The sequence below is a fragment of the Thermincola ferriacetica genome, assembly GCF_001263415.1.
In the GTDB taxonomy this organism is placed as follows: domain Bacteria; phylum Bacillota; class Thermincolia; order Thermincolales; family Thermincolaceae; genus Thermincola; species Thermincola ferriacetica.
The window spans coordinates 32,621-57,307 of record NZ_LGTE01000015.1; the positions used below are offsets into that span (position 1 = coordinate 32,621).

The window sequence follows — 24,687 nt, forward strand, 5'->3', positions numbered from 1 at the left end:
GGTTGAAAGGAGTTTAGGATGAAGAAGAAACGTCTGGCCAATGTTACTGCTGCAGTGTTGACTGTTACCCTGGCTCTGATAACATACATCTATTTTAATATACCGGACTTGGGCGGCGGCGGGGTTGTATCCGCTAACCCAAAGAGGGTCGGCAATATCGAATTTTTGTTTGCCGTCTACGGACCGGGGAAAGGCCTGCTGCCGGCCTTTAACAAGCCCATGTCGGTGGCCACGGACAAAGATAACAATATTTATGTGGCCGACAGCGGGAATAACCGGGTGGTGGTGTTTAACCGCCGGGGCGAGTTTATGTTTGAGTTCGGCGAACGCGGGGTGGCCCATCCCGCCCCCGGTTACAAGGCTACCTGGAGCCCCGGGAAATTTAATTACCCCTATGGAATTGACATCGATGAAGAAACGGGCAATATCTTTGTGGCCGACCTGGCGAATCAGCGAATACAGGTATTTGACAGCAGGGGTAAATTTATAGACTGGTTTCCCAAAGGTCCTTACGGAGGAACGGCGACCGATATTTTCCCGCTGGCTCTGGATGTGAAAGACGGGAAAGTCTATATAGCCAACCCTTTCCAGGTGGTTATCTTCACCACCAGGGGTAAGTTTGTCAAGGATTTCGGCATGCCGGGGAAAGAAGAGGGTCAGTTTGACCGGCCTAACGGCATTGCCGTGGGGGATGACGGAACCATTTATGTGTCCGATTCTAACAACCTGCGTGTCCAGGCCCTGGACCAGAACGGCAAAGTGAAGTGGGTATACGGTCAGCCCGTTGATGCCTGGGACAATTTCAACAAAAAACCGCAGCAGTTTGAGCTACCGCGGAATATCGCCGTTGGGCCTGACGGCAACATCTATGTGATTGACGCCTTTGACTTTAATATTAAGGTCCTCTCCCCGCAGGGAAAACTGCTGGCGGAAATGGGCCAACGGGGCGTTGATGACGGGACCTTCAATTTTCCCAACGGCATAGCCATTACCAAGGATAAGGTCATTTATGTGGCGGATAAGGAAAACGACAGGGTACAGGCCATCAGGCTGACTGACTTTGTTATCGAAAATCACGAAGAATAAGTTTACCGGGCTGAACCCGGTATAAAAGGACTATCGGGGAAAGGAGGTGAAAATGATGCGCAAACTGGGTATCATTGCTGTCATGACCCTATGTCTGGTTATGCTGACTGCGGGTGTCGCTTTTGCAGCACATACCGATTTGGGTGACCGTACCGGTTGGGCGGAAATGTCCGCCAAAGGGTGTTCTGCCTGCCATGATACGGCCGACAAACACACATCCGGCCCTCACGGCGGGTATACCAGCACTACCACCAGGTGTATTGCCTGCCATAAGGTGCACAAGGCTGCTAATGCAAAATTACTGCCGGGTGCCACTGTTACGGAGGCCTGCAATTTCTGCCATGACCTGACCGGAACAGACGTAGCTCCTTATTTTGCCAGTGACATACCGACTACCAATATTAAGTCCGCGCACAAGGTATTCGGCACAGTCGCCGGCACCGTATATTTTGCTACTTATGGTTCCCTCACCATCCCGGGCGGTGATGACGCCACCGGCGGTAATGCCACATTAAATACCACGGGTACTGGTGATCTTTCCGCAACTGCTTTTACATGCGACAGTTGCCATACCCCGCACGCTCTCGCTGCCAAGGTGGTAGACAAGTACCTGGGCGAGTCCCACGTTAAGGCGACCAGCTACGGCATGCCTGCCGGCACCGAGAAGATTTACCTGACCAACCGGATCCTGCGGAGAACTGTTAACGGTGTTGACGTCGGCACCACCTACGGTTCGGCCTGGTGTATAGGATGCCACCAGGGACGTGATAATAACCATGCCGGTGTCTTCAACCATCCCGTTAACGCAAGCGGCCTTGGTTATGACCTGTTAGGTACCGGTATGGCAAACGGTGTCAGCTTTATTAACAGTAAAACAGCGGCTGATGTTACCGCAGCCGGGTATGTCTATGTTGATACTAGGGGTACCCCTGATCCTGGTGCTCACCTGAACGGTGACCCGCGGAGCAATAAGTGGTATGCCATGATTGCCAATGACCCGCTCAATGGCGACGCACCGCGTCCCGACGGCAGTGTGGCCTATGCAGTTTATTCCGGACCTTCCTGTCAGCAATGCCACGCCAGCCCGCGTGACGTTGATGCAGCATTCTGGGCAGCATTTAACACAGAAGGACCTGGTTATCCCAGCAGAGGTACTTTCCCACACTTAAGCACCAATAAGGCTCTGCTCGCTGAATCGGGTGATGACTTCTGCACCAACTGCCACGGTACAGCTAACTTGCCGTAATATGGGCGTAAAGGCCAAAAAAACTGCAACCTTTCGGTTGCAGTTTTTTCTTCGCTGGGGCAAAAACTTATAACTTATTTTGTTTTGGCTTTGGAACTATAATCAGCTTTACCTGACGGAGGGAGAGCGGAGGGTGTAGAATTTTTATGCAGGGGAATCGTTCTCTCCGTATCCACACCGTAAATGCGCCACTGATTACTGTATTTACGCAGGTCAAATTTTAATATCACCTTATATTTATCGGTAGTAACGGTCGCGCGAACCAGCGTCTGGTTGTTGAGTTCGTCGACATAGGGGTTTGTTTCCAACGTCCAGTTCCTGATAGTTCCCATCGGTTTCTGCCGCTCGGCGAGCATTTCTTTAAATTTAGTCCTGTCTGTTGGCCAGGAGCTGTAGACGCTATATGTAACCGATTGTTTAAGTTTGTTGTAGTCCAGGTCCTTGAGCCCTTCCAGATATGTATTAATTATCCGTTTTTGCGCTGCGGCCTTTGGTTCATTTCCGCCTGGAGAACCGCCGCCGCACCCGGCTGCCAGAGACAGCAGGACCAATCCAATAATCAGGTACATCATTCTGAGCTTTGTCAAGTTATGGCCACCCCCTGATCAGTGAATATTGATATCATTCACAATCTTAATTATACAAATTTACTGTGGAAAACACAATACAGCCAATATAGTGCAATTGCACACCGTTACTAAAGAAAAATAATTACATTTGAAAAGGAATTTAGGCAAATGTGTTGAAAACTATGCGATACTATTGCTAAAAGTAGAATATACACAAATATTACATAAATTTGTCGAATTAAAGTATGGTTCTGCCTTATTGGCCTACTGGATATTTAGCCAAATTAAGGAGTTTTAGGAGTGGAAAAGTTGTTTCAATTGTCAAGGAAACAAAAAACATTCAACGCACCGGCAACCTTAATTACGATAGTAATGTTGGCGGTAACGGTAACACTGAGCGCCCTAATCCTTGTGCTCACCGGCGGAGTCGCTTTTGCTGCCCATGAAGACCTGGGGGACCGCAGCGGTTGGGCTGAACGTTACGCCGCAGACCAGTGCAACGGCTGTCATGCCGGCGCCGCGACAGGTACTACCGGCCCACATGGTGGCTACACTGCCAGTACCAATAAATGTCAGATATGTCATAAAGTGCATGATGCTGATAACCCCATACTGCTACCTGGACAGACGGTTACCGATGCCTGCCAGTTCTGCCATGATATTACCGGCAGCAGTAATGCTCCTTATTTTGCCAGCGACTTGCCGGACCCGCGTTACGGATACGGCGTAAAATCTTCCCACCGGGTGTTCGGCACCGTTAACGGATTTACTTACAATTCTACTTTCGGTTCCACCTTAATCCCTGCCGGTGCCGCAGACGGTAGTAGCGCCCCTCTCTACACGGGAGACCAGGGGCAACTTTCCGGCAACGCCTTTACCTGTGACAGTTGTCATACGCCGCACGGAATTACGGCCAACACTGTTGGTATTTACCTGGGCGAATCACAGGTTAAGGTTACGGAAGAGGGCTTAAGCAGCGGACAGAGAAAGATATTCCTGACCAACCGTTTGCTGAAAAGGGTTATTAACGGCATTAACACCGGCGGTTCCTATGGGTCCAAATGGTGTACCGGATGCCACCGGGGATACGAGAATTATATGACCGTTGATGATGTTGTCTACAACAGGGTCTACAGTGAAATCTTTAATCATCCGGTGAACGCGGCGGGCCCCGGTTATGACCTGCTGGGCGCCGGTATGAATAACAGCGCCGGCTGGATTAATGGTTCCAGCGTAGCAAAGGTTATGAACCAGGGATATGTGCTGATTGACAGCAATCCTGTTCCTGCCAGCGACGCCGACCTTAGCTTTGACCCGCGGAGCAACAAGTGGTACGCTATGCTGGGTATAGACCCCATGACCGGCGCTTCCCGCCCTGACGGCAGCGTGGCCTATGCAGTCTATTCCGGGCCTTCCTGCCAGCAGTGTCACGCCAGTCCGCGAAATGTTGACGCGGCATTTTGGGTGGACTTTAATACAAAAGGAGCCGGTTATCCCAGCAGAGGTACTTTCCCACACTTAAGCACCAACCCAGCATTACTGGTTGAGGAAAACGGCGACGACTTATGCACCAACTGCCATAGCTGAGGCGATTAATCGACGCCATACATCTGGGACAACCGGCATTCCTGCCATATGATTTTTCAGGGGAGCGCTAACTGAAGCTCCCCTTTTAAAATTAATATCAATGTAATTATTATACATTTGCCTTTCTAAAAAAACAAGATGTTATAATTACCGGTTATGGATGGCTTGCTGCAAGATACAGAGCCTATTTGCGGCAATTTTAACAGTAAATTTTTATACCGGTATAATTTTTGTGGAAATTACATTTATTACAAGTAAGGGTTTTGGTATTTATCGAATAAAGCAGGACAATTGAGCAAAGTGTCGAAAAACGTGAATAAATAGTTTTGCCAAAAAAAGGAGGCCGGCCGGAGTGAGTTTAAAACGAAAACGAAAAAGAAAATGCCACAATTTGTCGAATATTGAACGAAATCTAATGGGCGGAGGGATATTAAAATGAGAATGGGGCTGAAGGGGAAAATATTTCTTGGGTACATTGTGCTGATCCTTTTTCTGGCCGTAATCGGTTTTTTTAGCTTCCGCAATACGCAAAAAACTTTGCAAGTGTTTGATGGCATCCATGAAGAAGTTCTACCGAACCTGGGTATTGTGGATAGTATCAAATCAGGCATAGCCGGCCAGGCCAATGATGAAAGAGGGTTTCTTTTAACCGGTGAAGAAAAGTTTGTAAAAGAAATGCAGGAAAGAGCGGCGAAGGTAGATGAAATAATAGAACAGAGACTGCCAGTTCTTGAGGAAAATGAGAAAGAAATTTTCCTGCAGATAGAAAAAGTACATAAAGAGTTTACCGCTATTCAGAAACAAGTGGTAGACGCTTATAAAAGCGGCAATATGGAGGAAGCAAAAAGACTGTCCCTGGAGGTTGGGCGGGACAAAAGAAAAAACCTGGACCCATTGTTCGCTCAGTTGGAAAAGCAAATCCAGGAGGACTTAGAAAAATCCAACACTGAAATGCATGAGGGCTTAAAAACAACCCAATACATTACGGCAATTCTGTTGATTCTTGCCATTGTCGTCGGTTTGGGCTTGGGACTTTACCTGCCTTTCAAAATTACCGCGCCCATTAAGGCTGTGGTAGAGCGCAGCAAAAAAATGGCTGCCGGCGACTTTTCTGTTTCCTATATTGATGTAAATACCAGGGATGAAATCAGGGACCTGGCAGAGTCCTTTAACGTGATGATTAAGAATGTGCGCGAGCTGTTGGGAGAAGTATTAAACGGCGCTAACGAAGTAGCTGTTACCAGCCAGCGCCTGTTGACCAATGCCGATGAAGCAGCCAAATCCACCCAGCAGGTGGCCGGCGCTATTCAGGAAGTGGCCAAAGGTATTGCTAATCAGACTACCTATATTAACGAAACATCGGAGACTGTGAATCAGGTCAACACAGCTATCCGCCAGATTGCCGACGGAGCCGGAGAACAGATAAACAATGTAGCTTCGACAGTGGAAATAGTAAATCAAATGGCTATCTCTATACAGGATGTTGCTGTCAACGCCCAGACCGTCGCTTTATCTGCCGATAAGACCAGGCAGGCCGCCGACAAGGGTGAAAAAGCCGTAAAATTAACCATAGAAGGCATGAATGAAATAAAAGAGAAGGTATTCGAAACAGCCAATAAGATTAAAGAACTGGGCGAACATTCGCAGCAGATCGGCGAAATCATCCAGGTAATTGATGATATTGCGGAACAGACCAACCTGTTGGCGCTAAATGCGGCCATTGAGGCGGCTCGCGCCGGGGAACACGGTAAGGGATTTGCCGTAGTGGCCGATGAGGTCAGGAAACTGGCCGAGCGCAGTAGCAAAGCCACCAAGGAAATTGCCGACCTGATTACAAACATTCAAAAATTAACGGCCATGGCAGTAGCAGCAATGGAAGCGGGTACCGGTGAAGTTGAAAAAGGCAGTAACCTGGCCCTTGATGCCGGTAATGCCCTGAAAGAAATCCTGGCCACAGTTGAAGAGACTTATCAACAGGTACAGAATATCTCGGCAGCGGCAGAGGAAATTTCGGCCAGCAGCCAGGATGTCGTTAAGGCTATCGATAATGTGAGCGCTATCAGCCACGGGAATACAGCCGCCACAGAACAATTGAGGGAAGCCAGTAAACAGGTTGCTTTGGCTATGGAAAACATTGCCGCAGTTACCCAACAGAGCTCGGCCTCAGCGGAAGAAGTTTCGGCATCTACCGAGGAAATGACGGCTGCGGCGGAGGCAATAGCTAACGCCGCCGGTATTCTGGCTGAGACTGCGGACCGTCTGAGTGAGACGGCGGGTAAGTTCAAGATGCGTGAGATTACTGAAAACTGCTGGGATATAATGAACTGCAGCATGGAAGTCAGGGGCAAATGTCCGGCGTATAAAAGCAACGAAAAATGTTGTTGGTTAATTTCCGGAACCTGGTGTGGCGGGGTTCAGCAGGGAGACGCCAAATCGAAGCGGCATCGCTGTATGAACTGTGAAGCATTTAAGGTGATGAATAAAATATAGTGTAATTAAGGGGAGGTTAAATGATTTTGAAATCATTTAACCTCCCAAATTTTTTGCATGACCTTTGTGAACAGCTCCCAAAGTACAGCCCTTTTTTACCTGTAGATAATGACGGTGGTGCCTATATGGACCTGCCTGAATACTTCTTCCACATCCTCGTTGTACATTCTGATGCAGCCGTTAGAAACGGCCTTACCGATGGAGTCCCGGTTCCAGGTGCCATGAATCCCATAAGGTCCGTCGGGAATATCAAGCCCCATCCAGCGAGTGCCCAGGATTCCTCCGGGGTTGACTGTTTTTTCTATTATTGAATAAGTGCCGGGGGGGGTAGGGGTGGATGGTTTGCCAACGGCAACAGGATAAATTTGCGTAGTCCGGTTCCCTCTTTCCAGGTAAAGCAAGCGGTTGGTAACGTCAACCCTGATGAGGATGTTGGAATACAAGGGTTCGTCATTATACAAAGTGTTTTTACGCATTTTTCATCACCTGAAAATATTTTTTTATTAACATATGATTTAGGGAGCTAAATTGCGTAAAAAAGCGATTTTGGAATAAAAATGGCAAAAATGGGAAACATAAGTGGTGTGTAATTATCGTGCGGAGGTCGGATTAATGGGGAAAAAGGTAGCCGGTAATCTCTTAATTATCGGCGGTGCGGAGGATAAAAAAGGGGATTGTGCCATATTAAAAAGATTTGTTGAATTGTCAGGAGGCAAAGCCGGCAAACTGGTCATCATGACTACTGCCACCAAGGAACCGGAGGCAGTGGGAAAAGAGTACCTGCAGATTTTTGGCCGGTTGGGAGGCGGTCAGATTGAAATACTGGATTTGCCCAGCAGAACGGAGGCAAAAGGGGAAAAAGCCGTAAACATTATTTCTGAAGCGACCGGCATTTTCTTTACAGGCGGGGACCAATTGAGGATAACCAGTATTCTGGGCGGTACTCCTGTCAATGAGGCCCTGGCCAGAGCTTATAAAAACGGGGTGGTCATTGCGGGGACCAGTGCGGGGGCATCGGCCATGAGTGATACGATGATTGTTGAAGGTGACAGCGACAGTGCGCCTCGAAAAAACTCGTTAAGGATGGCGCCTGGTTTGGGCTTACTGGAAGAAACGGTCATTGACCAGCATTTTGCCCAACGTGGCAGGTTGGGGCGGTTACTGGCAGCCGTAGCCCATAATCCCTATGTTTTAGGGATAGGTATTGATGAAGATACAGCCGTCGTCGTTGGGGCAGATGCCCGTCTCGATGTTATAGGGTCCCGGACAGTAACTATTGTGGATGGTAAAGAGGCAACTTATACCAATGTTTCGGAATTGGAACCGGACCAGAATCTCGCCTTGCATGGTGTGCGATTGCATGTAATTCCGGCGGGTTACGGGTTTAACCTGAGAAACCGCCAGCCGTTGATTTGATAAAAGTTTGATTTTTCCAGGTATTGATTTGATAAATATCTGCGATGTTTGGGAAAGGGGTTTTCGCTTTTAATGAAGATTTTAGAATTTCGGGTTTACGAGGGAATAAATATATATTCGCACAGCCCGGTAATCAAGTTGACTGTAGACCTGGAAAATTTAACAGGAGTAACCACTGACCGGCATCCGACGTTAATTGAAGCGGTTTTGCGGCTTATGCCAACGCTACAGGAACACTACTGTTCGCTGGGTCGGCCGGGCGGGTTTGTCCAGCGTATGCGCGAAGGCACTTTTTTTGGTCACCTTTTGGAACACGTTATTTTAGAATTACAGCATTTAGCCGGTTTCGATGTAATTTACGGCAAAACCCGTGAAGCCGAGGCCCCCGGCATCTACGAAGTAATTTTTGAGTATGAATCAAAAGAAGCCGGGATTCAGGCGGCCAGAGCGGCGGTAAACCTGATTATGACCTTACTGCAGGGTGGTAGCATTGACCTGGATAAAGAACTTGAAATTATTAAAGAGACGGCGTTAAAGTTTGATTTAGGGCCTACAACAAAAGCAATTGCCATGGAAGCCCGAAAACGCAATATTCCCGTGATGCGCCTTGGCGAAGGCAGTATTCTCCAGTTGGGTTACGGTTGTCATCAGCGCAGGATAGAAGCCAGTATTACCGATGCTACCGGGTGTATAGGCGTCGATATTGCAGGGGATAAAATCCTTACCAAGCAGATACTTTCCGAGGCGGGCATTCCTGTACCGAACGGTGGGGTGGCCAGAACGGAAAAAGAAGCTCTGGATATAATGAAAAGAATCAATAATGCTGTCGTAGTCAAACCCTTTAACGGAAACCAGGGTAAAGGGGTTGCCTTGAACCTGCGCAGTGAAGGTGAGGTTAAAAAGGCATATGCTGTGGCCACCAATTACAGTGACCGGGTGATAGTAGAGAAGTTTATTACGGGCCGGCATTACCGGCTGGTTGTTGTTGACGACCGGGTGGTGGCAGCGTCCGAACGAATCCCTGCTTCAGTAACGGGAGACGGGGAAAGCACCATTGAACAATTGATTGAGCAGGTCAATAGGGATCCCCTGCGGGGAGACGGGCATGAAAAACCCCTGACCAAGATCAAGATTGACCCGGTTGTGCTCATGGTTCTGGCTAAACAAAATTTTGTCTTGCAAAGCATACCCCCTGAAGGCGCCCGCGTATTGCTGAGGGAAAACGCCAATCTGAGTACAGGGGGTACAGCTATTGACGTCACTGATAATGTACATCCGGAAAATGCCGCATTGGCCGTACGCGCCGCGAAAATTATAGGTCTTGATGTAGCGGGCATTGACCTGGTAGCCGAGGATATAGCCATACCCTTGACCTCCTGCAATGGCGCGGTAATTGAAGTAAATGCGGCGCCCGGCCTAAGAATGCATCATTACCCTTCACAGGGGAAACCGCGTAATGTGGCGAGGGCAATCGTTGACAAATTATTTCCGCCCGGGACAAAATCGCGCATACCTATTGTAGCAGTTACAGGGACCAACGGAAAGACGACAACCACCAGGTTGATAGCCCATATTTTGCATGCGGCGGGCAATGTAGTAGGGATGACGACATCAGATGGCATCTATGTAAATGGGAAACTTATAGCCAAAGGGGATATGACCGGCCCGGTCAGCGCCAGAACCGTTCTAAGGGATAACAGCGTTGAGGTGGCTGTCCTGGAAACAGCCAGAGGAGGGATAATAAGGGCCGGTTTGGGTTTTGACCGCTGCGATGTTGGCATCATTACGAACATAAGCGAAGACCATTTGGGTATAGACGGCATAGAAACCCTGGAAGATCTCGCCTTTGTGAAGTCTGTAGTCGCCGAAGCCACTGATAGGGACGGCTATGTTGTATTAAACGCTGACGACAGGCTGGCAAGTTATGTGGCTTCCCGTTGCCGGGGAAATATTATTTATTTTTCCAGGGCATCGGACAATATAACCATACGGCGTCACCTGGGGGCCGGTGGGATGGCGGTTTTTGTGAAAAATGGCTTTGTTGTTTATGCCAAAGGCAACCACGTGGTAAAGATAGCCTCGGTAAAAAGTATTCCATGTACTTTATCAGGCCAGGCTCTTCATAATGTGGAAAATGTTCTGGCTGCGTCGGCAGGCTGCCTGGGTCTAGGCATACCGGTTGCCCAAATTAAAGAAGGGTTGCTAAGTTTCGAACCTGGATTAAAAGGCAATCCGGGACGCTTAAACTTCTTTGAAGTGGCCGGCGTAAAAGTCCTCGTCGATTATGGACATAATCCCGCCGGGTACCAAAGTGTGCTGGCGACTGCAAAGAAGATGAAGCATAAAAGACTTATCGGGGTTATTGGAGTCCCGGGAGACCGGCAGGACGATTTTATTATTAAAGTAGGCCAAATTGCCGGGCGTGGTTTTGATAAAATTATAATCAAGGAAGACGCTGATCTGAGAGGACGTAAGCCGGGGGAGGTAGCTAGCCTTCTCAAAAAGGGAGTCCAGGCCGGCGGTTGTTCCGGTAAGGATGTAATCATTATTTTAAAAGAAATAAATGCGGTGCTAAAGGCCGTAGAAATTGCCGAACGCGGTGATTTGGTGGTGATTTTCTACGAAAAACTGGAACCTGTGGTGAACCTGTTAAGCGCCTTTGGTGAATTTGCCAAAGTCAAAAAGATTAGAGAAAAGGCCGCTGATGCTGCCCGCAGCAGGGTTACAGGTCAAAGGGCTTTTTAAAATGAAGGAATTTTTTGTCCGAATGGCAAACATACTATAAAAATGCCAAGTTGGAAAGGTTAGATAGAGTATGCAACAAATTACCGTACCTGCCTATGGAAAAATTAACCTGACCCTGGACATAACAGGTAAACGGGAAGATGGATACCACGAGCTGGTAACACTAATGCAGCAGGTGGAGCTACATGATGATGTAAGGATCCGGCTGTCCCCGAAAAAAAAGATTAGCGTATTATCTGATCACGAATCTGTACCCCGGGATGCTGCTAACATAGCTTACAGGGCAGCTCAGGAATTGTTACGCTTTGCAGGTCTTGATTTGACCGGTTTAAATTATGGCATAGACATTTTTATTGCCAAACGTATTCCGGTGGAAGGCGGGATGGCTGGAGGTTCTGCTAACGCTGCCGCTGTTCTAAAGGGACTGAATAGACTGTTAAACCTGAACCTTTCCACAGAAGAGCTTATGCGTATCGGGCTGCGTCTCGGGGCTGATGTACCCTACTGCATTTTCGGGGGAACAGCGGTGGCCCGCGGGATAGGGGAAATATTAACCCGTGTGCCGTCGCCGCCTACCATGTGGATGGTCCTGGTTAAACCGGATTTTGGCGTTTCAACAGCTTTGGTTTACAAAAACTTCAGTTTTCATGAAAGGCTTTGCCGTCCGGATCTGGACCTGGTTTTAAAAGGTATTGAACGGGGCGAAATTGTGGATATTTACCGGGGAATGGGAAATGTTCTGGAATCGGTTACTTTGCGTTTATATCCGGTGCTGCAGGATATTAAGAGAAGGCTGGTGGATTGGGGTGCGGAGGCGGTTTTGATGTCGGGGAGCGGTCCTACTGTTTGTGCTTTTACCCGCTCGCCGGAACTGGCCAAAGATTTATGTGCAACAGCGCAGCGAAATTTTCCTGCTTCTTACCGGATATTGACAACTAATACTATAAGCGTAGGAGAAGCAGGAAATATTTTAGCCCGGGCAGAATATTAATTGTACATATCAGCGGGAAGGATGGATAACATGGAGAGGAGATTAATACCCGTATCACTGGATAATTACAAACCCCTCAGGGAAATAGTATTTGAGGCGCTGCGGGAAGCTATTATTAACGGCACCCTGGAGCCAGGGGAACGGTTGATGGAAATACAATTGGCAGAAGAGATGGGTGTCAGCCGGACGCCGGTCAGGGAAGCTATAAGAAAACTGGAGCTCGAAGGGTTTGTTGTCATGGTGCCCCGTAAAGGGGCTTATGTTGCCGGCTTATCTATGAAAGATATTGCCGATGTATTTGAAATTAGAACTGCTTTAGAAAGCCTGGCGGCCGGATTGGCGGCGGAAAGAATTACCGAAGAAGAGTTGGAAAATCTGGAGCGGCTCCTGGTTAAAATAGGCGAGTGCGTACAGGCTAATGACCTTGATAAGTTGATTGAGGTTGACACTGAATTTCATGATGTTCTGTTCAAGGCGACGAGGAATGAGCGGTTGGTGCAAATTATCAGCAACCTGCGGGAGCAAATTCAGCGTTTCCGGACTACTTCGCTTGCTTCGCCGGGCCGCATGAAATATGCATTGGAAGAGCACAAGAAAATAGTGGAAGCCGTTTCGGAGCGGAATGTGGAATTGGCTCAGAAATTGGCTGCTGAACATATAGAGAACGCAGAAAATATTATGCTTAATGTTTTGCGAGAAAAACGGGAGGGTAAAGGATTCAAGTCTGCGGAGTAATCTTTCTGAAAAGGGGATTATTCCATGAAAATCGATGCTGTGGTTTTGGCCGGTAGCCCTAACCGTGGAGCCCTTCAGGGGTGCAGTAGTGCTGCCGATGAAGCCCTGATTAAAATTGGCAGAAAGCATATGGTGGAATATGTCATCGATGCGTTACTGGCTGCCGAAAACGTAAGCAGAATCGTTGTTGCCGGCCCTAAGGGCAATTTGGCGGAAATCATAGGACCACAGGTCAGTCTGGTTGATGGAGGAGAAACAGTTATTGAAACCCTGCAAAGGGGTTTGGAGCTGTTAAAATCGACGGGGCCTGTGTTGGTGGTATGCTCTGATATTCCACTGCTCACTACCGCCGCTATCGAGGATTTTATTACCAGGTGTTGTGAAAGGGAGGCTGATTTTTATTATCCCATCATCAGCCAGGAGACAGTAAAGGCCCGTTATCCCCAGGCCCAGAGAACTTATGTCAGTCTTGTGGAAGGGGTTTTTACAGGCGGCAATATCATGCTTTTGAAACCACATGTGCTGGATAGGTTGGCTGAAGTGGCTGTAGAAGTGGTAAAATTGAGGAAACAACCTGTTAAGTTATGCCGGTTGCTGGGGTTGAAGCTGTTGTTAAAGTTTTTTTTACATAAACTCTCGATTAGTGAAATTGAGCAAAAAGTTTATGAGTTACTTGGCATCACCGGCGCCGCAGTTATTTCTGATTACCCGGAAATTGGGGTTGATGTGGATAAACCGGCGGACCTGGAACTGGTAATGTCCAAGCTGGAAGAGACCGCGTAGGTACTTTTGCCCGTTTTTGGTATGTTATTCAGGCTTTTTAACAAATATAGATGATTTTGCGGCAGTCAATGAAGTTTACAGCTAGCCGGGGTAGCTCAGTAGCCCCGGTTATTTTCTTTTGCAGGCGACATTTATCGACAAATAATGACAGATAATGTCAAATAATATATGATTGAAAGTTCAAAAAATTCCGCAGACAAAAGCAGGAATTTGCTCCAAAATGAAGAATATCGAATTTTAGCATTGAAAGTGGAGCAACAGGAAGGTGGTGAACACAATGAATATTACAGATGTACGGGTTAGAAAGATCAATCTGGACGGGAAAATGAAAGCCATCGTATCAATAACTTTGGATGATCAATTTGTTATTCACGATGTAAAGGTTGTGGAAGGGCAAAACGGGCTTTTTGTAGCAATGCCAAGCCGGAAGACGCCGGATGGGGAATTCCGGGATATTGCCCATCCCATTACCTCCAGCGCCCGGGAAGTAATTCAAACTGCCGTACTGAAAGCCTATGAGGAGGCCCTAGCCTAATCGTACGCTGTTGTTTGGAAGGGAAAAAATTATCTTTTGACTTTATCCTCGTAGTAAATAGCCGGTATATCGAAAAACGTGCAATAGATTCCTGCACTGAAAGGGACAACTAAGGCTTCGCATTAGCGGAGCCTTTTTTGGTATATATACATTAGCGCAAAATTGTCCGGGTAATTTCCTTAAAATTACCGCAGGAAATGGCGTTAAAATGTTGAATAAAAGAATATTTGGGAATATTTTTGTAATCAATAAAATAATGACCAGATATTTTAGGGAGGACGCCTATGTTGGATGTAGCAGCCATTATTCTTGCGGCAGGTAAAGGTACAAGGATGAAGTCTGACTTGCCCAAGGTTCTGCACAAGGCAGCCGGGGAGCCGATGATCTGCCATGTACTTCACGCTGTTTCCAAGGCCGGTATAGAAAAGACAGTTGTCATAATAGGCCATGGGGCAGAGCAGGTGAAAAAGCTTTTAGGTGGACAGGTGGAATTTGCTTTACAGGCAGAACAATTGGGAACCGGACATGCTGTCATGCAAACGGAAGAGGTGCTGGGGTCATGGTCTGGCGATGTTCTGGTTCTATGCGGTGATACTCCCCTGATTACTTCAGGTACTTTAAAGAGGTTGGTCACCGGCCATAAAACCGCTGGGAACACGGCGACAGTTTTGACAGCCATTCTTGAAGACCCCAGTGGTTATGGCCGTATTATCAGGGGTAAGTCCGGAGACGTGGAAAAGATTGTTGAGCAAAAGGATGCATCTCCGGAGGAACTGCGGGTTAAAGAGATAAATACGGGATTTTATTGCTTTAAGGCCAGGGAATTGTATCAGGCCTTAAGAGAAATTAACCCTGTTAATGCTCAGGGAGAATACTATCTCACCGATGTGTTGGAGATAATGAAGAGAAAAAATTGGAAAGTTGGAGCTGTTACAGCCGAGGATAGTGAAGAAATATTGGGCATAAACAACAGAAGCCAACTGGCGCAGGCGGAAAAAGTTCTTAGGCAGAGGGTTGCTGAAAGGCATATGCTTGCGGGGGTTACAATAATAGACCCTGAAGCTACTTATATAGACAGCGGTGTGGTGATTGGGACTGATACGGTGATATATCCGGGTTCTATATTGGAAGGAGATACGCAAATTGGCGCCGGCTGCATTATCGGTCCTAATACCAGAATTGTTAACTCTGTTCTTGCCGATAATGTTAATGTTCAATACTCTGTTATATTAAATGCCAAGGTCGGTGCTCATACTTCTATTGGTCCCTTTGCTTACCTTAGACCGGGTACTGTCCTGAGGGAAAATGTTAAGATAGGAGATTTTGTTGAGATCAAGAATTCTAACATCGGCGCCGGAAGTAAGGTGCCTCATCTGAGTTATGTCGGAGATGCCGATGTAGGTGAAAAGGTTAACATTGGAGCGGGAACCATTACATGCAATTATGACGGGTATAAAAAATCACGGACCATTATTGAAGACGGAGCTTTTATCGGCAGTAATACCAACCTGGTGGCGCCTGTCCGGGTAGGCAAGCATGCCTTTACGGCAGCCGGTTCTACCATTACTAAGGATGTGCCCAGTGAAGCGCTGAGTGTTGAAAGGGCTAAACAGGTTAATTATCCCAATTGGGCCTCTAGAAAAAAGGATTAAACAATAGTATAATGGGAAAGGTTAAGTTTATTTACAACGTTGGGAGGAAGTCATTGATGCCAATTTTCAACCGGAAGCTAAAAATCTTTTCAGGTAATGCTAATCACAGTCTGGCCGAGGAGATTGCAGAGTATTTGGGCGTTTCTATCGGAGAGTCGAAGGTATCGAGGTTTAGTGACGGGGAAATTCAGGTGAAAATTAACGAAAGTGTCCGGGGCGCAGATGTCTTTGTTGTACAACCCACCTGTGACCCGGTAAATGAAAATATAATGGAACTGTTGATCATGATAGATGCTCTAAAGAGAGCCTCAGCTCGCCGGATTACGGCGGTTATGCCCTATTATGGCTATGCCCGGCAGGACCGGAAAGCCCGGGCCAGAGACCCCATAACAGCCAAACTTATGGCCAACCTGATAACGGCCAGCGGGGCCATGCGCGTTATTACCATGGACCTGCATGCCGGGCAAATCCAGGGATTTTTTGATATTCCGGTAGACCACCTGCCCGGGGTTCCGATATTGGCGGAATACTTCAACAACAAAAACTTCAGTGATGTGCTGGTAGTATCGCCAGATTTAGGTGGCGTGACCCGGGCCAGGGACCTGGCAGAAAGGATTGGCGCAGCAATTGCCATAATTGACAAGAGAAGGCCGGAACCCAACGTTGCGGAAATTATGAATATTATCGGTGATGTAAAGGGAAAAACTGTCATCATGATTGATGATATCATTGATACGGCCGGAACCATTACCCAGGGAGCGCAGGCGCTTTTAGACAGGGGCGCCAAAGAGATTTATTGCTGCTGCACCCATCCTGTACTGTCCGGGCCGGCCATTGAGCGGCTGCAGAATTCGCCGATTAAAGAAGTGGTTATTACTAATACCATCCCGTTGCCTGAAAGCAAAAAGATTGACAAGATCAAGGCGCTTTCTGTTGCTCCGCTGTTGGGAGAAGCCATTATACGCATTCACGAGGATTTGTCAGTAAGTAAGTTGTTTGATTGATTTCTGTGACCGGGGGTGAGTGATCGCCGGCCGGTATAGATAAAAGAATTACTGAAGGGTGTTTGCCAAAGGTTTGGCAGCACCCTCTTTATATGATGAGAGGTTTGCTACGCAAACCTACCTTTGCACCCCGACTACGCCCGTATTGGGCGTAGGAGTGGGTATTTTGTTCTAAACGCCGGATTGCCAACAAAAATTGGGAGCTTCCCCTTTTGAGTGGTATAATGAAGGTAAGCGGAAGATGGGTCAGTAACCGGTGGTGGTGGATTATGCATATCAACATTATTGCTGTCGGCAAAATTAAAGAAAAATACCTCATAGCCGGGATAAATGAATACTTGAAAAGGCTTAAGCCCTATGCCAAAGTAGAAGTAACGGAAGTTCCCGATGAACGGGAACCGGAGAACGCTTCGGCAGCGGAGCAGGAACTGGTTCGGGAACGGGAAGGGGAGAAGATATTAAGGCACATTAAACAGGGTGCAACCGTAGTGGCCCTTGCTATTGACGGAAAGATGCTTTCATCGGAGGGCCTGGCGGACCAGTTGCGGAACTGGGCCCTGCAGGGAAAAAGTGAGCTTTGCTTCGTTATCGGCGGTTCTCTGGGCCTGCCCAAGAAGGTATTGGAGCGGGCGGATTTGCAATTGTCTTTCGGAAAAATGACCTTCCCCCATCAGCTTATGCGGCTGATTATGGTGGAGCAGTTGTACAGGGCGTTTAAGATTAACAGGGGGGAGAAGTATCATAAATGATATTTATATAAATACCAGCCTTCTCCTGGAAAAGCAAATTTTTGCTGCAGCCTGTGAGCTTTACCACCTCCTGTTTAACCGAGACAAGTTGGAAAACGGTTATAGCCACTTGATCAAGCAAGATGACCTTGAAGGCAAACAGGAGGAACGGGCAGCTAAAACATCTTTGCTGCCCTTTTGCTTGTCCCCAGAACTTTGTTGAAAGAACAGATCGAGGTTTTTAAGGGGTTGGGTGAGAAAGTTTTGTGATATAATAATACTGAGGTGAGATTAATGAATGCAGGTAAAAGTATTTTAATTAAATTAATTGATGAAATTCCAGAGAGTCAAATACCAGAAGTAATTGATTTTAATCATGTTTTTGAAAAACAAGCAGGATAATCAAATATTCAAAGATTTAATATCTGCCAGTGAGAGCAGCATAGATTTTTGGAACAATGATATTGATGATGAGGTATGGAATAATGTATAAACAGGGTGATATCTTAATTAATTCCAATACCTTTCAGTGATTTGACTTCCAATAAAAAACGCCCTGTTCTGGTTTTATCCAATAATAATTATAATAGCAAGACGGAAGATATAGTGGTTGCGGCCATTACTTCGAACCTGACAGCAAAGGATTATATTGTAATGCTGACCGGTAACGACCTTGACGAGGGAACCTTAAAGGTGGGATTCCTGCGTAAGGGTGGATAAGATTTATACCTTATCCCAAAGTATTGTAATTAGCAACTCTGGTGCTGTGAAGAAGTATATTATAGATGCTGTCAGGGAAAAGCATAAGCTTATGTTTCATATAAAGGCTGGATGAACGGCAGGAAATCATATGGCTTTACCCATGTGTTTCTGCAGCCTAACTATTATGCTACTCAGGCGCCTTTGGAAGACCGCATGGAGCGGGCAGCGGCTTTGGCCCAAAAGTATGGGACGGGAATTGAAATCGAACTGTTTACGACGACCTGTATAAATGGATCAACGGTAATTATAACTGATGCTCTTTTTACGAGATGTATCTGTAAAAAAGAAGCGAATACTCCAAAGGAGCGAATACTATGAATTTGCCTAAAAAACGTATCCTGGTAATGACCGCTGTTCAGGCAGAACGGGATGCGGTATTGCGTGGGCTGAAGGGCGATCAAAGGTTTGATGTCTGCTTGGCGGGTGTTGGCCCGGCAGCGGCGGCAGCCAATACGGCAAGGATCTTGGCAACTGCTGAATACGACCTGGTAGTGAGCGCCGGTATTGGTGGAGGGTTCCCTGGCAGGGCTGAGATTGGTTCCCTTGTGGTGGCAAATGAAATTGTTGCCGCGGATTTAGGGGCGGAAACCCCGAAAGGTTTCATGAGTTTGGATGAATTGGGCTTCGGATGTACCCGTGTTCAGGCGGATCTCTGCCTGGTGAACCGGTTGACTGAAGCGTTATTTGCGGCCAATCTACCGGTCAGCGCTGCCCCTATATTGACTGTATCTACAGTGACGGGTACGGCTGAGAGTGCGGTAGAAATGGCGGCACGGGTACCGGGGGCCGCTGCTGAGGCAATGGAGGGGTATGGTGTGGCTGTTGCGGGACAGGCGCTTGGTGTGCCGGTGCTGGAAATCCGCTCTGTCTCAAACCTGGTTGGCTTAAGGGAACGGAGCACATGGCGTATAGATGAGGCATTGGCCGCTCTCGAAGCGGCAAGTTCAGTATTATTGGAGGTTTTACTATGAGAATTGCTTTTTCTCCTTGTCCTAACGATACTTTTATATTCCATGCCTGGGTACATGGACTGATTCCGGGTGCTCCGAAGCTGGAGGTTACTTATGCCGATATTGACATCACCAACAGTTTGGCGGCCGGTGGTAACGGGCCGGAGGTGATTAAGATTTCTTATGCAGCTCTCCCATGGGTATTATCTGATTACGCGCTGCTCCCATGTGGAGGTGCACTGGGCAGAGGTTGTGGGCCGCTGGTATTAACGTCGCTAAAAGCAGGTAATACCGAGGATCCGGCGGTTTTGGCCGGTAAACGGATTGCGGTACCCAGTGAAAGATCAACGGCCTACCTGTTGTTCCGCCTGTGGGCAGCTCAAAAAGTACCAGGGGGGGTAGGCGAGATAGTGGTTATGCCTTTTCATGAGATTATGCCGGCGGTGCGTGACGGCGCCGTTGATGCCGGGCTGGTGATTCACGAGGCACGCTTCACTTACCCTTCTTACGGGCTGGACCTTTTGGCTGATCTGGGCAGTTGGTGGGAAGCTGATACCAATCTGCCGATTCCTTTGGGAGCGATCGTCGCCCGTCGGAACCTGGATTTAACGGCTGTCGCTGACTGGATTCGGGCCTCGCTCAGATACGCGTGGGCACACCCGGAGGCTTCACGGGAGTATGTAATGTGCCATGCTCAGGAGCTGTCGCCTGAAGTTGCCCAGGCACATATTAATCTTTACGTAAACGAGTTCAGTGAAAATTTAGGCGAGACAGGGTATCAAGCGGTAACTACCTTACTCAGCCGGGCCGCACAGGCAGGGCTGGTGCCCAGGGTGGACTTGGCGGCCTTATCATAACCATGTATGCCAAGGGTATGCCCGTCCGTGATATCGAAGACCACATGAGGGACATCTACGGTATTTAATATAAGCCTCCACTCGAGAGCGGAGGCTTTATTGTACTATATTTACTGGGTTTGATTACTTACATTAGCATCTACCTGTTGTTTACTGGTTCTCGGCATTCCCTAAAGCTTCATCAATTTGCTTTTGAAATGGATTAGGTTTACTTTGTTTAATGGCGGCACACTGACAATGATGAGTATGTCCACAAGCTTTAACTTTTCTTTCAATAGGCGGCTTATCTTTTGTTGACCTGATGAGGTTAAACATGGCTACCGGCATAGCTCTCATGACTCCTCCACATTGGACACATATCAGTTCCAACCCTTTTTTGGCTTCATAATCAACCATCACCGGTCTTTTTGTCCCACATTCACTGCAAAGAAAGTCATATATAGGCATAATTAACCTCCTTGAAAAGAAATATTTAGGCTGTTGCCTTAATATGTTCTTTAACCAAGGAAACTGCAGCGTTAGCATCAGAACCATATTTTGCGCCGATTTGGGAAGCAATCTGTTCATTCATTGCTGCGCCACCGGTCATGACCAAATACTTGTCGGCCAAGCCTTTTGCTTTAAGCAATTCTACTGTTTTTTCTGCGTAAATAACCGATGAGTTGGTCATGACGGATATACCAATTGCCACCGCATTATTAGCTTCTGCTGCTTCAACAAATTGTTCAGGTTTAACATTCTTGCCAAGATCAATAACATTAAAGCCGTTGGCTTTGAGCATTAGGACAACAAGATTTTTTCCGATGTCCTGAGTGTTCCCACGAATCAGACCCACTACCACCGTTTTTTTATTCCCGTCCCCTGCTCCTGATGCTTCCAGCAGCGGAACAAGAATAGCCATAGCCTTTTCCATAGTCTTGGCAGATTTGATCATATCGGTGATGAAACGTTCGTTACGCTCATACAAGTCGCCGACCATTTTCATACCAAGGGATAAACCGTCAAATATAATCTGCTGCGGGGTTAACCCGAGTTCCAGACCTTTTTTGGTCCACTCAACGACTTTATCACCGTCGTATTCCAAAATCGCATCCGCCAGATTTGAATAAACCTCTTCTTCCGGAGTTTTATTTGCCTTCTTTTGAATGCCCATTCTGACCATTTGATCGTTATCCGTTGATATTTTGCGCATACCCGGGTGGTTGGGGTGGCCCGCCAAATAAACGTTGCTCAGGTCACCAAGGGCCTCGATGTCTATCGGGTACTTGATCGATGCACAGGTATCAATCAACGCGCGCATGTTTTCCTCCGGAACAGTCCAGTCAATGTCACAACCGGGCATGCAGACAAATCCGCCGTTATACCCAACTTCAACAGCCAATTTCTTGACTTCCCTGGCAACATCCTCGGGGGTGCCATGGACTAATGTTGAGTAGGGGCTGACCGTACCCATCAGTGAAATTTTGTCTCCGATAGCTCGCTTGGCATGGTCTGCTCCAGGATACATATCGCCGTTAAAGTTAAAGGTGCCGCTATTGGCAATGTCGGACCAGATGGGTTGGGTAAAGGTACATGTATGAGTGAACCCGATACCGCCAATTTCCTTAATATAAGCGAATAACCTCTGCTGGTAGGGCAAGCCAAACTCTCTATACATTTCCGGCGGTAAAATGTCACTGGAGCAGAATGGGTCAAGAATATTGCAGACATCAACACCAGCTTCAAACATCATTCGGCAGACATTTTTAACCACGTCAAGGGATAATTCTATAACCTCTTTAGCGAAATCCGGATCTTCAGCCAAATAAGTGAAAAAATTGTCGGTACCGGTAACTAACTGGGCGGTAGTAATCGGACCGCCAACGGGGGTAGCCAGCGCGTGGGTATCTTTCCAGCCTTCCCTGATTAAGGTTCTTATTTCTTCTTGAATTGCTCTCAAGCGGCCTTTTTCCGGATTAAAGCCATTCTTTAGGTAGTTATCTTTTAGACGGTAAAAAGCTTCTTTTGTAGGTGCGGGATGTTCAACTAGTGAGGGTTGTGCATAAGGCAGGTATTCTAATACAGCACCCAGATTCTCTACCGGGGTAAACAAGTCGGTCCCGGCAACCACCACGTCTCCGCCGAATTTTTGATGGGCTTTGATTTTGGCTTTGGCCATGGCCTCACCGTCGAGCAGGACCTGATCAACTCTAACGCCCCCCTCGCGAATGCCCCGTGTCATCAACAACGGGTTTACGGGTAACTGGTCCGGCAGCTCTTGCATAGTAACTGCCGCAAAAACTCGTTCTCGGCTGGTCATCTTGGACATATTGATTCACTCCCTTAATTTGTTAGTTTAAGCGTAGATATGGTCCTTTTCCAATGAATTCGTTATCCCGTTTCTCACCACCTTATTGCCAGAATAATAAATACTTTTGTTGTACATTGACGGTAAAAAAGTCACCCTATGTTATACGGCAGGTAGTTCTTTTGATAAGGTTTTTTCTATTGCCTCTTCGATGATGCTCCGTACCGGCCCAATGTTACGGATTTTTTCAAAATCATCGTCGGACAAATTTCGGATAAATGCAGCTCCATATATAGTTGCAAGTACTTCTTCTGTAGATAACAAGTTATCCAAGGGCGCGGCAATAACCGGTGAACTTTTGGCCAATTCAGTGATTAATCGGGCGATTCCGGCCCTATCCCGATTCGCTACGGACCTACCCAAAGCACAAAGGTCGGTTGACCCATGCAGTACAACATGAGGTGGAAGCTCTTGCCTTATTTCCTGAACACTCATCCCCTTAGCTTTAGTATCCAGATTAAATATCTTGATACCGAGCTCAACTACATCCTTCAGAATTGGTCGAATGGCTCCACAACTGTGAAAGCAAATTGCGGCAGAGGTTAACTGTCTGAGTCTGGTCAGCGATGAATGCATAAAGGGTCGAATATATTTGCGAAAATCCATCGGAGAAAAAAACATGCCATCCTGGTGGCCCAAATCATCGGCATAAATGATTATATCTGGTTCATAAGGAAGTGAGCTCAACATATATTTATAGGCATCTACTATAGTTTCTGCGGACCATTCGAGTAGCGCTGTAGCAATTTGCCAATTATCTGCAATATCTTCCATAAACTGCCAGGTACTGCGCAGCATGAAGCATAGATTTAGGAGACCGGGGCAAGGCGCATCTGCGATTATAAGGTAGTTATTTGCAATATTAGATTCAATGGGTTGTATCTTCTGATGCCATTGGATTTTGGGATAACGCACAATATCGCTGAGCGCCGCTGTTTCTAGAGGGTGGTTGACAGGAAAAAAAGCACTTCCATCCTGTATCCATTTAACGCCATAGGCATCAATAAAGCTATCATCTGTTATTGCGGGGAAGTCAAATAACAAACCACTACGGACAAAATCAGATCCTAGCCGGATACAATCCAGCGGCTCCAAAGGTACTGTTCCGTATACAGGATGAGCTGCTTTGTCTTTTGCCTTATGGGGAAGTACATTGTTCCGGATACCAGTGAGAGACGTAGTTCCAATATCAATCAGTGGCAAGCCTGATTGTTTTCCGGAAATAATGGATGCTAATCTTGACCGAAGATTCATCGTTTTATTTCACCTACAGTTTGAACATATTCCACAAAGCGTGTCCTTCAGGCAGTTTATGACCATCCAATTCTTGAGCCGCAAAGCCATAAAACACTTCGGCAGTCGCAGAAACATGGGCTGCCACTGCTGCTTTTTCAATGATGCCATAGTGCAAGTAATCTGCACCTGCTGCACGACAAGCAACAAGTGCTGTTGCCAAAGATAGATTTACCCATTCCCGGCCTAGTTGACTGACACTGGTCCATTGTGGAAAACAGTTAGAGAAGGCACAACCGGCAGGATAGCCGAAACGTTCACGAACAGCCTGAATTTGCCGAATATTCAGACCAATTGAGGGTGGATCCATCGTGCCTAAGTCCACAATAGGGGCTTCTACTCCAATCTCCTTTAACATCGGCTGATAATAGTTCTCGATCATCTCACAACTTCCCTCAGGTGTTGGGTTGCTTACATCACTGGCAAGTATCATGACAGCGGCGGGGCGTTGCCGGCAGAGTAATTCCAACTCTTCGTCTTCTGTATCCTCATTCAGCGAAGCATAAATTACCCGATTTAGAATTCCCAGTTTAGCGGCAGCCTCAAGGCCAGCCATGCGGGCCTCGGCTTCAGAAGCATTTATAAATAAAGGAAGGGTTGTACGCACACTAACAAATTCTAAAAAGCGTTCCATGGCTTCGGGTGAAGCGGCAATGATGTCAAATGCCATTTGCACACCGTATCTTTTACTGAGTTTATTTACACGGTCCACCAATTCTGTCGCGCGATTTTCGTCAAATTCGCCGGCAAATGGATCAGAAACAAGAGAATGTTTGTCATAAAAAATGCTCCCTACCGCTAAGCCGGTATTCGATCCCATTGGCCCACCTATTATAGTGTCACCTATCTTCAGTACGTGAAAATTTGCCAACTTCAATTCCTCCTTCTTTTAGATAACATTTTTTTAAGTA

Annotated in this window: 23 protein-coding genes; 17 read left to right on the forward strand and 6 right to left on the reverse strand. The window is 47.1% G+C overall.

From position 1 onward, the window contains the following. The first annotated feature begins 18 nt into the window (after positions 1–18). Complete coding sequence (locus tag Tfer_RS10230) at positions 19–1,086, forward strand: NHL repeat-containing protein (RefSeq protein WP_052218324.1); 1,068 nt, start codon at positions 19–21, stop codon at positions 1,084–1,086. A gap of 52 nt (positions 1,087–1,138) precedes the next feature. Beyond that, a complete protein-coding gene (locus Tfer_RS10235) occupies positions 1,139–2,332 on the forward strand; it encodes a cytochrome c3 family protein (RefSeq protein ID WP_242843581.1) in 1,194 nt (397 codons plus the stop codon). 74 nt (positions 2,333–2,406) lie between these two features. Here the strand turns inward: Tfer_RS10235 and Tfer_RS10240 are convergent, their stop codons facing one another. After that, positions 2,407–2,919, reverse strand: a complete 513-nt coding sequence (locus tag Tfer_RS10240) for a hypothetical protein (protein ID WP_052218326.1) — start codon at positions 2,917–2,919, stop codon at positions 2,407–2,409. A 282-nt stretch (positions 2,920–3,201) separates the two neighbouring features. Between Tfer_RS10240 and Tfer_RS10245 the strand changes: the two genes are divergently transcribed. Both Tfer_RS10245 and Tfer_RS10250 read left to right on the forward strand, forming a co-directional pair. After that, positions 3,202–4,488: a cytochrome c3 family protein gene (locus tag Tfer_RS10245; RefSeq protein ID WP_052218327.1), complete on the forward strand. Its 1,287-nt coding sequence runs from the start codon at positions 3,202–3,204 to the stop codon at positions 4,486–4,488. Between the two features lie 435 nt (positions 4,489–4,923). Continuing rightward, positions 4,924–6,978, forward strand: a complete 2,055-nt coding sequence (locus tag Tfer_RS10250) for a methyl-accepting chemotaxis protein (RefSeq protein ID WP_052218328.1) — start codon at positions 4,924–4,926, stop codon at positions 6,976–6,978. 95 nt (positions 6,979–7,073) lie between these two features. On the opposite strand, the gene Tfer_RS10255 is transcribed toward Tfer_RS10250, so the two are convergent. After that, positions 7,074–7,454 (reverse strand): L,D-transpeptidase, encoded by a 381-nt coding sequence (locus Tfer_RS10255; protein ID WP_013119045.1) that lies wholly within the window; start codon positions 7,452–7,454, stop codon positions 7,074–7,076. A gap of 136 nt (positions 7,455–7,590) precedes the next feature. On the opposite strand from Tfer_RS10255, the gene Tfer_RS10260 reads away from it, so the two are divergent. The 13 genes from Tfer_RS10260 (at position 7,591) to Tfer_RS10325 (ending at position 20,136) form a co-directional block, all read left to right on the forward strand. Beyond that, a complete protein-coding gene (locus Tfer_RS10260; protein ID WP_052218329.1) occupies positions 7,591–8,394 on the forward strand; it encodes a cyanophycinase in 804 nt (267 codons plus the stop codon). A gap of 72 nt (positions 8,395–8,466) precedes the next feature. Beyond that, positions 8,467–11,139 carry a cyanophycin synthetase gene (gene cphA, locus Tfer_RS10265; protein WP_052218330.1) on the forward strand — a complete coding sequence of 891 codons (2,673 nt, stop codon included), beginning with the start codon at positions 8,467–8,469 and terminating at the stop codon, positions 11,137–11,139. Positions 11,140–11,209: 70 nt separating this feature from the next. Continuing rightward, the gene (gene ispE / locus Tfer_RS10270; protein ID WP_052218331.1) at positions 11,210–12,130 is read left to right on the forward strand and encodes a 4-(cytidine 5'-diphospho)-2-C-methyl-D-erythritol kinase; all 921 of its coding nucleotides are present in this window, start codon (positions 11,210–11,212) and stop codon (positions 12,128–12,130) included. Positions 12,131–12,160: 30 nt separating this feature from the next. Beyond that, positions 12,161–12,865 (forward strand): GntR family transcriptional regulator, encoded by a 705-nt coding sequence (locus Tfer_RS10275; RefSeq protein ID WP_052218363.1) that lies wholly within the window; start codon positions 12,161–12,163, stop codon positions 12,863–12,865. Positions 12,866–12,889: 24 nt separating this feature from the next. After that, positions 12,890–13,648 carry a nucleotidyltransferase family protein gene (locus Tfer_RS10280; RefSeq protein ID WP_052218332.1) on the forward strand — a complete coding sequence of 253 codons (759 nt, stop codon included), beginning with the start codon at positions 12,890–12,892 and terminating at the stop codon, positions 13,646–13,648. 277 nt (positions 13,649–13,925) lie between these two features. Further along, positions 13,926–14,183, forward strand: coding sequence for a septation regulator SpoVG (gene spoVG / locus Tfer_RS10285; protein WP_013119051.1), 258 nt, complete (start codon positions 13,926–13,928; stop codon positions 14,181–14,183). Between the two features lie 287 nt (positions 14,184–14,470). Continuing rightward, positions 14,471–15,835, forward strand: a complete 1,365-nt coding sequence (glmU, locus tag Tfer_RS10290; RefSeq protein WP_052218364.1) for a bifunctional UDP-N-acetylglucosamine diphosphorylase/glucosamine-1-phosphate N-acetyltransferase GlmU — start codon at positions 14,471–14,473, stop codon at positions 15,833–15,835. Between the two features lie 56 nt (positions 15,836–15,891). Beyond that, entirely contained in the window at positions 15,892–16,839 is a 948-nt protein-coding gene (locus tag Tfer_RS10295) for a ribose-phosphate diphosphokinase (protein WP_013119053.1), read from the forward strand. Positions 16,840–17,108: 269 nt separating this feature from the next. Next, a complete protein-coding gene (gene rlmH / locus Tfer_RS10300; RefSeq protein WP_052218333.1) occupies positions 17,109–17,588 on the forward strand; it encodes a 23S rRNA (pseudouridine(1915)-N(3))-methyltransferase RlmH in 480 nt (159 codons plus the stop codon). A 513-nt stretch (positions 17,589–18,101) separates the two neighbouring features. Then, positions 18,102–18,287, forward strand: a complete 186-nt coding sequence (locus Tfer_RS16940; RefSeq protein ID WP_242843582.1) for a type II toxin-antitoxin system PemK/MazF family toxin — start codon at positions 18,102–18,104, stop codon at positions 18,285–18,287. 111 nt (positions 18,288–18,398) lie between these two features. Next, the gene (locus tag Tfer_RS10315) at positions 18,399–18,647 is read left to right on the forward strand and encodes a DUF4855 domain-containing protein (RefSeq protein WP_052218334.1); all 249 of its coding nucleotides are present in this window, start codon (positions 18,399–18,401) and stop codon (positions 18,645–18,647) included. Then, on the forward strand, positions 18,644–19,300 hold the full coding sequence (locus Tfer_RS10320) for a futalosine hydrolase (protein WP_052218335.1): 657 nt from the start codon (positions 18,644–18,646) through the stop codon (positions 19,298–19,300). The genes Tfer_RS10315 and Tfer_RS10320 overlap by 4 nt, the downstream gene beginning before the upstream one ends. Then, on the forward strand, positions 19,297–20,136 hold the full coding sequence (locus Tfer_RS10325; protein WP_052218336.1) for a 1,4-dihydroxy-6-naphtoate synthase: 840 nt from the start codon (positions 19,297–19,299) through the stop codon (positions 20,134–20,136). Before Tfer_RS10320 ends, Tfer_RS10325 begins: the two co-directional genes overlap by 4 nt. Before the next feature lie 150 nt (positions 20,137–20,286). On the opposite strand, the gene Tfer_RS10330 is transcribed toward Tfer_RS10325, so the two are convergent. The 4 genes from Tfer_RS10330 to Tfer_RS10345 form a co-directional block, all read right to left on the reverse strand. Then, positions 20,287–20,583: a hypothetical protein gene (locus Tfer_RS10330; protein WP_052218337.1), complete on the reverse strand. Its 297-nt coding sequence runs from the start codon at positions 20,581–20,583 to the stop codon at positions 20,287–20,289. Positions 20,584–20,608: 25 nt separating this feature from the next. Next, positions 20,609–22,444: an MtaA/CmuA family methyltransferase gene (locus Tfer_RS10335; protein ID WP_052218338.1), complete on the reverse strand. Its 1,836-nt coding sequence runs from the start codon at positions 22,442–22,444 to the stop codon at positions 20,609–20,611. A 141-nt stretch (positions 22,445–22,585) separates the two neighbouring features. Further along, on the reverse strand, positions 22,586–23,737 hold the full coding sequence (locus tag Tfer_RS10340) for a uroporphyrinogen decarboxylase family protein (RefSeq protein ID WP_052218339.1): 1,152 nt from the start codon (positions 23,735–23,737) through the stop codon (positions 22,586–22,588). Between the two features lie 13 nt (positions 23,738–23,750). Further along, positions 23,751–24,647, reverse strand: coding sequence for a tetrahydromethanopterin S-methyltransferase subunit H family protein (locus tag Tfer_RS10345; RefSeq protein WP_052218340.1), 897 nt, complete (start codon positions 24,645–24,647; stop codon positions 23,751–23,753). Positions 24,648–24,687: the final 40 nt, after the last annotated feature.